Annotated in this window: 8 protein-coding genes; 4 read left to right on the forward strand and 4 right to left on the reverse strand. The window is 46.8% G+C overall.

Annotated elements, in window-relative coordinates; all coding sequences use genetic code 11:
- Window positions 1-101 precede the first annotated feature (101 nt).
- The 3 genes from EDF82_RS23855 to EDF82_RS23865 all read left to right on the forward strand — a co-directional run bounded on the left by EDF82_RS23855 (window position 102) and on the right by EDF82_RS23865 (window position 5,131).
- Window positions 102-1,361 (forward strand): integrase arm-type DNA-binding domain-containing protein, encoded by a 1,260-nt coding sequence (locus tag EDF82_RS23855; RefSeq protein WP_123757943.1) that lies wholly within the window; start codon window positions 102-104, stop codon window positions 1,359-1,361.
- Window positions 1,362-1,534: 173 nt separating this feature from the next.
- Window positions 1,535-2,506 (forward strand): AAA family ATPase, encoded by a 972-nt coding sequence (locus tag EDF82_RS23860; RefSeq protein WP_049267269.1) that lies wholly within the window; start codon window positions 1,535-1,537, stop codon window positions 2,504-2,506.
- A 21-nt stretch (window positions 2,507-2,527) separates the two neighbouring features.
- On the forward strand, window positions 2,528-5,131 hold the full coding sequence (locus tag EDF82_RS23865) for a S8 family peptidase (RefSeq protein WP_123757944.1): 2,604 nt from the start codon (window positions 2,528-2,530) through the stop codon (window positions 5,129-5,131).
- 87 nt (window positions 5,132-5,218) lie between these two features.
- Here EDF82_RS23865 and EDF82_RS23870 read toward each other — a convergent pair whose 3' ends face one another.
- Genes EDF82_RS23870 through EDF82_RS23885 form a run of 4 tightly spaced genes read right to left on the reverse strand, consistent with a single transcriptional unit; the run spans window position 5,219 to window position 12,051 of the window.
- Window positions 5,219-8,413 carry a type I restriction endonuclease subunit R gene (locus tag EDF82_RS23870; RefSeq protein WP_123757945.1) on the reverse strand — a complete coding sequence of 1,065 codons (3,195 nt, stop codon included), beginning with the start codon at window positions 8,411-8,413 and terminating at the stop codon, window positions 5,219-5,221.
- A 2-nt stretch (window positions 8,414-8,415) separates the two neighbouring features.
- On the reverse strand, window positions 8,416-9,159 hold the full coding sequence (locus tag EDF82_RS23875; RefSeq protein WP_049267265.1) for an abortive infection family protein: 744 nt from the start codon (window positions 9,157-9,159) through the stop codon (window positions 8,416-8,418).
- Window positions 9,156-10,493 carry a restriction endonuclease subunit S gene (locus EDF82_RS23880; protein WP_123757946.1) on the reverse strand — a complete coding sequence of 446 codons (1,338 nt, stop codon included), beginning with the start codon at window positions 10,491-10,493 and terminating at the stop codon, window positions 9,156-9,158. Before EDF82_RS23880 ends, EDF82_RS23875 begins: the two co-directional genes overlap by 4 nt.
- Complete coding sequence (locus EDF82_RS23885; protein ID WP_100684826.1) at window positions 10,483-12,051, reverse strand: class I SAM-dependent DNA methyltransferase; 1,569 nt, start codon at window positions 12,049-12,051, stop codon at window positions 10,483-10,485. The genes EDF82_RS23880 and EDF82_RS23885 overlap by 11 nt, the downstream gene beginning before the upstream one ends.
- Before the next feature lie 387 nt (window positions 12,052-12,438).
- Between EDF82_RS23885 and EDF82_RS23890 the strand changes: the two genes are divergently transcribed.
- Window positions 12,439-13,541, forward strand: a protein-coding gene (locus EDF82_RS23890; protein WP_123757947.1) for an IS3 family transposase whose coding sequence is annotated in 2 segments (ribosomal slippage) — window positions 12,439-12,700 and window positions 12,700-13,541 — 1,104 coding nt in all. Because the reading frame shifts where the segments join, the coding sequence is not laid out codon by codon here.
- The last annotated feature ends 17 nt before the right edge of the window (window positions 13,542-13,558 follow it).

Raw genomic sequence — 13,558 nt, forward strand, 5'->3', positions numbered from 1 at the left:
TGATTCAATCTACATCAACTTACTGATGCGGGTACAACTGCGGGTATATCCCGGTTCGATAATGTTTGTACCCACACAGAACCCTTGAAAGGATACTCATCATGGCTCTGAGTGATGTGAAGGTTCGTTCGGCTAAGCCTGAAGCAAAAGCCTATAAACTAACTGACGGCGACGGTATGGTTTTGCTGGTTCACCCTAACGGCTCCAAATACTGGCGGCTACGTTATCGCTTCGGTGGTAAAGAGAAGATGTTGGCGTTGGGGAAATACCCTGAAGTGTCGTTGGCGGATGCCCGGGCACGCCGGGATGAAGCCCGTAAGCTATTAGCGAATGGCGTCGATCCCAGTGAGAACAAGAAAGCCGTTAAGGTAGAGCTGGAGCAAGAGGCGATAACGTTTGAAGTGGTCGCCAGAGACTGGCACGCCAGCAATCAAAAGTGGTCGGCATCGCATAGTGCTCGTGTATTGAAAAGCCTGGAAGATAATCTCTTTGCTGCTATTGGTAAGCGGAACATTGCTAAATTGAAGACGCGAGATCTGCTCGTACCTATCAAAGCAGTTGAGTCATCCGGGCGGCTTGAAGTCGCAGCCCGTTTACAACAGCGGACTACCGCGATTATGCGCTTTGCCGTTCAGAGCGGCTTAATCGACTATAACCCCGCTCAAGAGATTGCCGGTGCGGTTGCTACGGCGAAAAGACAGCATCGTGCTGCATTGGAACTTAACCGCATTCCTGAATTACTTCACCGCATCGATCAATACTCTGGCAGACCGTTAACCCGACTGGCTGTCGAACTCACGTTGTTAGTTTTCATCCGTTCAAGCGAGCTGCGTTTTGCACGCTGGTCAGAAGTGGATTTCCAAACTGCTATGTGGACGATTCCGGGCGAGCGTGAGCCACTGGAAGGAGTCAAGCATTCTCAGCGTGGTTCGAAGATGCGCACTCCACATCTTGTTCCTTTGTCGCGACAAGCCCTCGCTATCTTGGAAAAGATCAAAAGCATGAATGGGAACCGAGAGCTGATTTTCGTGGGCGATCACGATCCGCGTAAGCCGATGAGTGAGAATACGGTTAACAAGGCTCTGCGAGTGATGGGCTATGACACGAAAACGGAAGTCTGTGGGCATGGTTTCAGGACAATGGCATGTAGTTCGTTGATTGAGTCGGGGCTGTGGTCGAGGGATGCGGTGGAGAGGCAGATGAGCCATCAGGAACGCAACTCTGTTCGGGCGGCTTACATCCACAAGGCTGAGCATCTGGGGGAGAGGAGGCTAATGTTGCAGTGGTGGGCTGATTTTCTGGATGCAAATCGGGAGAAAGAGGTTAGTCCGTTTGATTTTAGGAAGCGAAACGGTGATTAATCGGTCTCAAATGGAAAAGATGTTTTACTTCCTAGACTTAATCCCATATCAGTAGACAGATTCTGTCTTTACGATGAGGTCTGGTAGAGGGGAGATCATCTTCGATGTAGATATGTGTTTGCCGTGTACTACTGGCTTGATAAACTACACTCTGTAGTAAGATGAGGTAAAAAATGGCCAGAGCCGACTTAGTGCTAAGTTTAGTTGAGACTGGGATGAAGGGTGACCTTCCGCGTTTCAAAATAACTGCAGAAGCGATCGCTGCAGAAGCAACAGCACGCCATCAATATCAGCTTGCCGATAAGCTGAAAAATATTCTTACTAGTACAGGCTCTGGTGAGGCGCGCCGTTATACCTACGATTCTGATCTCCAGAATGCCTTTTATGAAATCCAACCGCGTAAAATTCTGGATGATTTGATCATCCCTGAAACCGTGACTACGCAGTTTATGGAGTTGATAGAAGAGCATGCGCGTCGCGATCTGTTGCGGTCGTATAATCTGGAACCGCGTCATAAACTATTGTTATCTGGGCCTCCAGGAAACGGCAAAACTTCAATTGCCGAAGCGCTGGCCAACCATCTCTCGCTTCCTTTCTTTACGGTTAAGTACGAAGGAATAATTAACCGCTATCTTGGAGAAACAGCACAGCAAATAGACAAGTTATTTGAATTTGTTAAAACTCAGCGCTGCGTGCTATTTTTTGACGAATTTGACGCCATAGGTAAAGAGCGCGAAGATGTTAATGACAACGGTGAAATGAAGCGTGTAGTGAATTCCCTGCTTAAACATATTGACCTACTACCTAGCCATGTTGTGTTTGTAGGGGCAACGAACCATGAAGCAATGCTCGATAAGGCCATCTGGCGCAGATTTCAGTTACAGATAACTTTGCCGTCTCCAACACAGAGTATGGCGACGAAATGGTTTGAAGAGTTTGAGAAACGCGTGGGTCATTCTCTCGGCCTTGCCCCTTCGACACTTGCCAGAAAGCTGTCTGGTCTTAGCTTCGCCGAGTTAGAAGAATTTGCTCTCGATGTGCAACGTAAATACGTGCTTGGTCTCCCCGCAAGCGAAAAAAAACTGAAGGAAATTTCCGCTCACTGCCTTAAGCACTGGTCGGAGCGATATCGGCAAAAAGATTAATTCACTAATAAGGAAAGTGAAATGGCGCAGAATCCTCTCTTAATATTCACCCCGCCAAAACCAGTTTTAAAGAGGGACGATCTGACGCCTAATCGTTCATCGATTCAGTTTCCGAATATAGATATCCAGGCTGCACGAGTTTTTCCAAAAGTCGAAAGGCTTGAGCGTAATTTTGCAGAATATATCGAACTTGCTGAAACCGCTGACGGCTTTCTTCCTGAAAAAGTACTTGTGCTGGAAGTCGTCGGCGAAATAGAAGGCCTCGCTACCGCACTTACCCGAGTTAAGGGTTTTGAATATCTTTCCTCCGCATTACTTGAAAAGTCTTTTGATAGTGAAGATTATTACACGTTAAGCAATGGAACCCGTAGACCTGCTTCCAGAAACGCTTATCTGACAATGAGCAGCCAGGCTGGGCTCAGTCGTCTCTTGGCACTGTGGCGCGAATACCAGAAAAATAGGAAAGTAGAATGGGGATTTGGTGCGCTGAAGGCCGTCTTTGACCGACTTACAGATATTCGTTTCTGGGATACCCGAGACAGGCTAGCTGCTACTTTCGTCTTAGAAGACTGGCAGGGACGTGTTGAGGATGCGACTGCTGGATATGATGATCCCGTTCCTTTCGAAATTGAACTTTGGTATCGGTCGTCTCCTGAGGAGCAGTCTAGGGCGGAGTCACGCATAAGAGGTTTAATATCTCGTGCAGGTGGCACCATTATCGGTGGATGCAAGTATAAAGGTATCAGCTATCACGCACTTATCGGTAATCTCCCTGTCAGTAAGGTTCAGGAGATACTCCTATATGGGGGCGAAGCTCTGGAACTGATGCGCTGCGATGATGTAATGTTTTTTAGGCCACTAGGCCAATGCGCTTTTCCCATTATTGAAGAAAATGTTCAGACTGGGGACGAGATATCGACGCTGGTCGGTCAGAATCTCCCCGATCCCTATGCGAGTCCGATTGTCGCTTTACTCGATGGTCTACCACTTGAAAACCACTCGGCCCTCAGAGGTAGGCTAGAAATTGACGATCCGGATGATTTCGAATCTCTTTACACCTCGCCGTCCTATCAGAATCACGGTACATCGATGGCATCTCTGATTGTCCATGGTGATCTTTCGAATCAGATCGAACCGCCTCTTTCTAGGCGTATTCATGTCAGACCAATCATGATTCCCGGGAGTATCAGTTTCGATGGTAGTGTGAGGGAGCAAATTCCTACTCAATATCTTCCCGCTGATCTGATCCATCGCGCCGTTGTCAGAATGAAAAAAGGAGAAAACGGTCAGCCGCCCACATCTCCAGACGTCTCCATTATTAACCTATCTATTGGAGATCCTTGCCGTATGTACGATGCCCAGATGAGTCCATGGGCGAGAATGTTGGACTGGTTGTCTGTTGAATATCAGGTATTGTTCGTCGTTAGTGCAGGAAATTCGAGTATGCCTTTAATTCTGGATAATGTCGCTGGGGATGATTTCTCTAATCTCACCCCTACAGAACTGGAAGAGCATGCTCTTAAAGCAATCGCGGTTCAACGTCCGTTGCGTCGTTTGCTTTCACCTGCTGAATCAATAAATGCGTTAACCGTCGGTGCATCGCATCATGATGGCTTTACTGGCAATATTCCACCAAGACATGTTGATGTATTTTCAACTCATGGAATGTTTTCACCGATTAATACCATTGCGTTAGGAAGGCGAAAGTCGATCAAACCTGAGGTGCATATGCCTGGGGGGCGTCAAACTTATGTGAATAAAACGAACACATCGCGCGATCCGGTCAGGCTTGATGTTTCCAAAACATTTCGTTTTGGACCGGGACTGAAATCAGCTATGCCTGGAGCTGAGGGGGCACTTAATCAGTGTGGTTTCACGGCGGGCACAAGTAACGCAGCAGCGCTAGCGACCAGGAGACTTGCGATGCTGCATGACACGCTCCAGGAAATGAAGGTGTTCGGATACAAGGAAGCACTTTCGAAAGCATCTGATGCCCTGATTTTAAAGGCAATGATGATCCATGGTGCTGAACATAATACTCTCTCGAGCAGAGTAATTAGTCACCATTTAGATGTGAACGGTAGCAGAACATTTAAATCTGATCTTAATCAGTATCTAGGATTTGGCCAGGTAAACGAAAGCCGAATTCACTTTTGTGCTGACAATCAAGCAACACTTATTTATTCAAACGTTATCGAGGCTGAGACTGCTCAAGATTATTTTTTCCCACTCCCACCAAGTCTTGCCGCGAAAACTATTAATCGTCGCCTGGTAGTAACAGTAGTTTGGTTCTCGCCAGTGAATCATGGACATAAAGATTACCGCGGGGCTCAACTCTGGGCAAGTCCAGCTTATGGTGATATTAATCTTGATGAATTTGATTATTATCCTTCACATCTGAAAAATGGCACAGTGTTTCACGACGTTCGCAAGGGAAATCGCGCTTCAGCCTTTACCGAGGGAGATCGGTTGGCTATCAGAATTAATTGTTACGGTCGAGCTGGAATTAAAAATCTCAAGGTTCCTTATGTAGTTATTGCGACATTAGATACACCAGGTACGGCGCTGCCAGTTTATGAGGAAGTTCGAGAGGCGCTACGTATTATGGCGAAACAGAATGCTTAATGTGATATTTAAAAATGTATAAGCACTCATTCACAAACTTGTGAATGAGTGCTTGTTTATCAATAAAAAAATTATTATGGCATTTTGTTAAATTGAGCTTCCGGCTCTATCAGACTCCCCCACTGACCACCTGGATGATAGGGCCTCGGCCTGCTGCAAAACAGTTTGTACGGCCATGTCCTGAAGGTCAGGTGGATATCCATATTTACGTAGAATACGCTTTACCAGCACCCTCATGCGCGCACGAGCAGAGTCACGACGCGCCCAGTCAACCGATACATTTGCTCGTAAATTTATAAGTAGTTCATGAGCGATGATTCGAAGTTTGTCATCACCCATCAGTTGTACCGCATTTTCATTTTCAGCCAGAGCGTCGTAGAAGGCTATCTCTTCATCAGACAACCCCGATTCTTCGCCCCTTTGACGGGCGGCACGGATATCTTTTGCGAGGCGGATAAGTTCTTGCAATACTTCAGCCGTAGTGATGGCATTTGCATGATAGCGAGCTACAGCTTCTTCAAGACGTTCAGAGAAGGCCTTGGTTTGTACCACATTGGCTTTGCTACGTGAGCGAATTCCATCATTAAGCAGCTTGCGTAAAGCTTCCAGAGCAAGATTTTTTTTCTCCATCTGCTGAACTTCAGCTAGGAATTCATCCGAGAGTATGGATATATCTGGGCTTTTAATACCCACAGCCCCTAAAATATCTACAATCTCGGTCGAAATTACTGCGCGGCTAACGATTTGCTGGATAGCCAACTCTCGTTCTTGTTGGGTAATACCCGAACCGGAGCTACTTTTGACTAATGCGGCGCGAATCGCTTGGAAGAAACCAACTTCTTCTCGAATTTCACGAGCTTCATCAGAGGCAGAGGCCAAAGCGAAGGCTTTTGATAGTGCTAACACAGCATCTTGGTAACGGCGATGAGCATTTCTTTTCGCTTCTTTTGAATTCTCTTTTGCAGAAAGATTCTGTTGCAAATTGAGAATCCACTCGATAGCACCAGCCATCATTGCTAATCGTTGTTGTGGTGTTCCTGACATAGCAGAGGCGTAGTCGAAACCATGGAACATGTCACGTACGATTTCGTACTTCTCTATCATTACAGCTATTGCCTGTGCTTCGTCAATTCCGGTATTGTCTTGGTCACTCTTAGAGTATCGTTGCAATGCCGATTTTAGATTTTGCGCAATACCGATATAATCAACAATTAGTCCAGCAGGCTTGTCACGGAACACTCGGTTTACGCGTGCGATAGCCTGCATCAGACCGTGTCCTTTCATTGGTTTATCCACATACATCGTGTGCATGCAGGGAGCGTCAAAACCAGTCAGCCACATATCGCGAACTATTACTAGCTTAAGTGGGTCTTTTGGATCGCGGGCACGCTTAGCAAGCAAATCACGACGTTTTTTATTGCCGATGTGTGGCTGCCAATCATGCGGATCGCTCGCAGAGCCAGTCATGACAATCTTCACACTGCCTGCATTATCATCATTGCTGTGCCAATCGGGACGTAACTTAATAAGCTCATCATACAAAGCAATACATATACGTCGGCTCATACAAACTACCATTGCTTTTCCTTCCAGAGCAGCGACACGGTCTTCAAAATGGGCAACCATATCCTGCGCAACAAGTGCTAAGCGTTTTTTGCTGCCCACCAGCGCTTCAACAGTTGCCCATTTTTGCTTGAAACGCTCTTGATCAATTTCGGAATCGTCCTCGGTCAGTTCGTTAACCTCGGTATCAATATTTGGTTTTTCATCTTCGTCAAGCTCAATACGAGCCAGTCGGGATTCGTAGTAAATAGGGACGGTAGCACCATCTTCTACTGCACGGCTGATATCATAAACATCTATATAATGACCAAATACCGCCGGAGTATTTATGTCATCGGCCTCGATTGGTGTACCTGTAAAACCAATAAAAGATGCATTGGGTAATGCATCGCGCATGTATTTAGCGAAGCCATAAGAGATTTCACCGGTCTTTGTATCGACTTTCGCTCTAAATCCATACTGACTGCGATGAGCCTCATCGGCTATAACTACTACATTACGCCGTATAGTGAGTGGTTCAGCAATCTCACCAAATTTTTGCAATGTAGTGAAAATCACGCCGCCCGATGCACGATTTAAGAGTTTTTGTAAGTCTTCGCGGCTACTGGCTTGAACAGGTGTTTGCCTAATAAGATCACGGCACATTGAAAAGGTTGTAAACAACTGATCGTCTAAGTCATTTCTATCAGTAAGTACTACCAATGTTGGGTTTGCCATTGCAGGATGCTTAACCAACTGACCAGCATAGAAAGCCATTAGTAGACTTTTTCCTGAGCCTTGCGTGTGCCATATAACGCCAGCTCGTTTATCCCCTTGGGACTGTGGATTAACTAAACTTTGACCATCTGCTGTGCCTTCCCTAGAGGCTCGAATAGTAGATTCGACAGCACGATTTACTGCATGAAATTGATGATAGCCGGCAATGATTTTTGAGAGTCCTGACCCAGTTTCACCGAATACCGTAAAGTAATATAAAAGCTCAAGCAGTCGTTTATGTTCAAAAACACCTTCTATTAAGATAGCAAGCTCTGGCAAACCTTTCGGAGTCACATTCTTACCATCAGTTGTCCGCCATGGCATAAATCTTTCAAGATTGGCAGATAGCGATCCTACCCGCGCAGCAACACCGTCAGATACAACTAACAATGCATTAGTGTTAAATAATCCAGGTATTTGATTTTTATAGGTTTGAAGTTGATTAAATGCACTAGCTAAATTAGCTGTAGAACTACCTGGGGCTTTTAGCTCAATTACTGCGAGTGGTAAACCATTAACGAATACAACTACATCTGGCCGTCGTTTATAATTACCTGCAATAACTACAAACTGATTAACTGCCAACCAGTCATTAAGCTCGGGAAATTCAACATCAATAAGCTTAACCTTACCAGCGGTCAGTGTTCCATCGTCCGCGTAATACTCAACATCCACACCTTCTATCATTAGCTTGTGAAGACGACGGTTTTCTTCGAGCAAGGAAGGAAGCTCTGTCTGTATTACTTGGCGTATGGCATCCTGTCTGGCATCCTCTGGTAGGCTGGGATTTAGGCGAGCAACGGATTCCACAAGCCGTTTTTTAAGCACAACCTCATGATGGCTCTCACGCTCAGGGTGATGCCCATCAGGACCAATATCTTCTTCTCGTTGGATGCTGTAGCCAAGGGTAAGAAACTGTTCGAGCAGAGCTTGCTCTACGGCAGCTTCAGATAGAAATGCCATTACTATTCTCCCTTTTCTTCCTCAAGTTCAATCGCTGAGACTTGCACCCCACGAGCAGCATTCAATGCTTCGACATAGGCATCACGATCCAGTTGATAGAGTAACCGGCTAACTTCAATATTAATTGATAACTCATCACTACCGGGTAGTAAAAAACGCAAGATGGTGGTATCACCTTCACCGGCTTCCACTTCTAAACCTATATATCTATCAATCAAAGAGTTATCTTCATTGAATCGTTCCCAAGGTTCTCGTGAACTTATGGGGTCTAACTTAGTGTCCAAATAAGCTTTGTGCAAAAAGGCTACAATAGCATCAGCAGCTAAAACTGCTGTACGCCGATGATGTACTGCGAGCCTTTCTAAATATGGATCTTTTCCATGACTAACTGGACCCGCTTTATTGCGTAGGTCGTTTAGGGCATGGGCAAGCTTATGGTGACTGGAAACTAATTTTCTGAACTGATCATCACGTATGTCACCAAGTTTTAAAGCCCGAATAGCCGCAGTTAGCCAATCAGACAATGAAGGTGTTTCCTGCACCGGCTTGAGGGGAGCCTGAGGTGTGTGGAAGTTTTCCACGATAACTTGACATACGGTTTCAACGACGGTTTTGGCACAGTCAATGCATGCATCGTTATCCTGCTCGAGGTTACGTTCAAGCGCCTCAAAGGTTTGCTGTAGCATTGGAGCTTGGCGCCAATGCGCGCAAGCTTCCCGAATTCCGGGACACCAATCTAGAGTCATATCGCGGCTCCAAAAAGATCACTGCCATTTGGCGCGCACAGGTCTCCAGATATCAGCTTGGGAAGCAATGTATCACGCAGGTTAGCTAGCGTTTCGCTCTCCTGAGCATTGGCCTTAATACTGTTGAATTGAAGGGTAACTATATTAGAGAAAGCTTTCCATATATTCTCGTTTGATGGTGATGCTAATTTGAATGAAGCCACCGAACTAGCTTGAACGCGCTGACGGCCAGACGTACCTGTCATATTCCGAATGGCTTGTTCACGAAAATTGTTGTCTCTTGCGAGCAAATACCCAAATTCAGCAGGTACAGGATACTTTGTACGCATCACTATATATTCAGTTGAACCCCAACCTATCGACTTGTCTGGTAAACATTGAATAAATGCAGTTTTACCGTTTTCAAGGCATGGAGTAATTCTAGCGAGCAATGTGTCGCCATTGCGAAAACGCATACCGCTGCCAAATTGTCGGATGACAGGAGGGGCAGGCCAGCATCCATCAGTAGGTAATGAGGACATTTCTAAATAAGGAGCCTCTGTTCCTCTACGAAGAGGCTCACTGGGGTTGAAGTCGATAATTTCGTTTGCTGGTATCCATCTCCAGCCTTCGGGAATTTCCCCTAACTCTAATTCAACGAGCCGATCTGGGAAAATGTCATAGAGGTCAGCAGGTAGTCCAGGTAATGATTGCCCCTTCTGCCAGCGGCCTTCCATTTTAGCCCTGACTGGCTCGAAATCTACAAACCACGCTTTAAACAAAGCACTAGCCATCTCTTCTAGTAATTTGTTCATCCGTCGATTTAGAGCAATTTTATCGTCCAGAGTGCCAAGAGTATCTCCAATAGCACGCTGCTGGTCGAGTCCTGGAACTCGGAGAACCAGCGACTCTATCATCGCTTTTGTAAGGGCATTTCTCGTTGCCCCAGCAGAGGCTAAAGCCAACAAATGTTCTTGCATTAATGGGCTAATCAAAACGTAGCGTAAAAAACGCTTATCAAGCATATCCGGCTGTGGACGAATAATTGCAACATGCTGATTTACTCGTGCTGGCAAAACTGTTTGATCAACCTGACAACAACGTGCTACTGAATCTCCAGTAATGTTGAGAAGAACATCACCTTCCTCGACAATGACATTGCGCAATTCCCATGCTTGAGAGTCGTCGATATATACGAGGCCTTCACGGGAAAATCGATCGTTGTATATATTTTGGCTACGTATTAGAGCAGTATTGCCACCTCTGTAAGATTCCTTGCCTCCACGAGGCGTTGCACCGCTACCAATTTTAAGACAAACCTCCCCTAGATGGATTTGTTTCCATTCAGTCTCCATACCCAAGCCCTCTCAAATTCGCCTCAATCTTGGTATCTAGCTTAACTGCACTATCGCGTTGCTCATGCCATTGCTTTGATAGACGAGCCATTTTTTCCGCGAAGGGTTCATCATCATCTTCTTGCTCTGCTGCGCCAACGTAGCGTCCTGGAGTCAGTAGATAATCGTGTTTGCGGATCTCTTCAAGTGTGACTGATTTGCAAAATCCAGCCATGTCAGCATATTCGCCAGCTCCATCTTCCCCACGCCAGGCGTGATATGTATCTGCAATTTTCTGTATTTCGTCGTCAGTGAACTCACGTCTGGTACGGTCTATCAATACACCTAATTTACGAGCATCAATGAATAAAACTTGCCCACGGCGGTCGCGTTGTCCGCCTGCATGACCATTCATGGGATTTTTATTGCGAGCTAGAAACCAAAGGCAAGCGGGAATTTGTGTAGAGTAAAAAAGTTGTCCGGGCAATGCTACCATGCAATCTACAGCATCGGCTTCAAGCATTGCTTTACGAATTTCCCCCTCACCGGATTGGTTGGAGCTCATGGAGCCGTTTGCCAGCACTATCCCAGCGTGGCCGTTTGGGGCAAGATGATGGTAGATATGCTGTAACCAAGCGTAGTTGGCATTACTCACAGGGGGGATACCGAACTTCCAGCGCACGTCTTCACGTAAGCGATCTCCACCCCAATCTGAGACATTAAAAGGTGGGTTAGCTAAAATAAAATTTGCCTTCAGATCACGGAGTTCATCCTTATGGAAGCTACCTTCATTATTCCATCGAATGTCGGAATCAATGCCCCGCACTGCTAGGTTCATCTTGGCTAAACGCCATGTAGTGTAATTTGACTCTTGCCCATAAATAGCAATGTCACCTATACGGCCTCCGTGCTCCTGCACAAATTTTTCCGATTGGACGAACATGCCGCCAGAGCCACAGCAAGGATCGTAAATGCGACCAAAGTAGGGTTCAAGCATTTCTACAAGCACTCGCACAACCGAACGAGGAGTGTAAAACTCACCACCTCGCTTGCCTTCAGCACCGGCAAATTGGCCTAGGAAATACTCATACACGCGACCTAGAATATCTTTGGAGCGGCTACCCTCTTCGTTGAGGGCAATACCGGAGATAAGGTCGATAAGCTCTCCTAACATCACTTTATTCAAAGCTGGTCGTGAGTAGTCTTTAGGTAGCACACCTTTAAGCGATTCATTATCTGTCTCAATGGCACGCATCGCGTCATCAATTAGTGAACCGATAATGGGGAGCTTGGCGCTAGCCTGCAGGTGTGACCAACGTGACTCTTTCGGTACCCAGAATACATTATCGGCGAGATATTCGTCTTTATCCTCGGCGGCCAGAGCATCTTCATTCAACAGAGCTTGGCGCTTCGCTTCAAAGGCATCTGAGATGTATTTGAGGAAAATAAGTCCGAGAGCAACATGTTTGTAGTCCGATGGCTCCATGTTGCCGCGAAGTTTATCGGCGGTTTTGAAGAGCTCAGCCTCGAAGCCAAGGTCTCCGCCTTTACTAGTATTGTTTGAACCAGTCAGTGCCATCTTGTTCGTTCCTTTTACTTAATGCTTTCACCACTGGGGCTGAAATCTTGGGATTTTTCAACTCACACAAAGTTCGGAGGTTGCCACCGTGTATGCAGACAGCAAAATATTCGCTACGAACGTGGAATGAGAATATTCCTGTTGTGTTGATTTCAGTATAATGTGGTAAGGGTTTTGTCTAATAATATCACTGTCTTGGCTTTGAATCTGCTGCTCATTTTTTTCTTGCTAGCTGAAGTCTGCCCCCTCGAAAGGCACATCAATATGAATTTAGTTTAAAATTATAACAAATATAACAATAGGTTATGTGACCCTGGCCCGAAATCCTGCGCCATTCAGAAACAGAATGCCGGCATGATCTACACTCCCTGAACGGAGGTGGTGCCGATGAAAAAATCACGATTCACCGAAGAGCAGATTGTTTTTGCCCTGAAGCAGGCTGAACTGGGGACGTCCGTGCTGGAGGTCTGCCATAAGCTGGGTATTTCCGATGCCACATTCTATACATGGCGCAAGAAATGCGGCGGGATTTCGCCTTCGGAGCTGAAACACATGCGGCAGCTTGAGGAAGAGAATCTAAGGTTGAAGAAGCTGGTTGCCGATCTGAGCCTCGACAAAACCATGCTGCAGGATGTGCTGGCAAAAAAGACCTGGCACTGGCGCGTCTGCGCGAATGGGGCCGGGACCTGCAGGCACGCTACGGAGCCAGTGAGAGGCAGGTCTTTTTTGCGCTACGGGTCAGCCGTAGCTCTTTCCGCTACCGTTCTGTGGCAGCAGACGACAGTGCGCTGCGCCTCCGTATCAGGAAGATCACTGAAACCCGGGGTCACTATGGCTACCGCAGGGTTCACGTCATGCTCCGGCGGGAGGGCTGGCGGGATAATCATAAACGCATTTACCGACTCTACAGCGAGCAGGGGCTGTCCCTGCGTCTCAAACGCCCACGCCGGAATAAATCGGCACAGCGCCGACAGCCCCAGCCCCAGCTCCAGGGGCTGTATCCGAATCATGTCTTTGTCTCTGACGCCTTATTTGACGGGCATCGGTTACGTCTGCTGACAGTCATTGATCTCTACACACGCGAATGTCTGGGGATCTGCGTGGGCCCGAATCTGCGCTCAACGGAGGTCGCAGAGATGCTGAACACCATTACGCTCAGACGTCCCTTACCACAATTGCTGAAAACCGATAACGACTCTGAATTTGCAGGGAAAATGCTGGATAAATGGGTGTATGAACGAGGGAGCCGTATCGATTTTTCTCGACCGGGAACACCAACGGACAATGCCACAGTGGAGTCGTTCAATGGCAAGCTGCGACAGGAATGTCTGAACGAGAACTGGTTAGTGTCTCTGGAGGACGCACGGTGCAAAATCGAGGCCTGGTGCATACACTATAACCAGAGGCGTCCCCATTCTGCACTGGGCTGGATGACGCCATCCGAATTCGCTGAGAAGCCTGCCGGTTGGCAGAATATGCAGCCAACATGAAGCCGGTTATTCCTGAT

Origin of the sequence: Klebsiella sp. BIGb0399, assembly GCF_003752615.1 — a bacterium.
GTDB lineage: Bacteria > Pseudomonadota > Gammaproteobacteria > Enterobacterales > Enterobacteriaceae > Klebsiella > Klebsiella lignicola.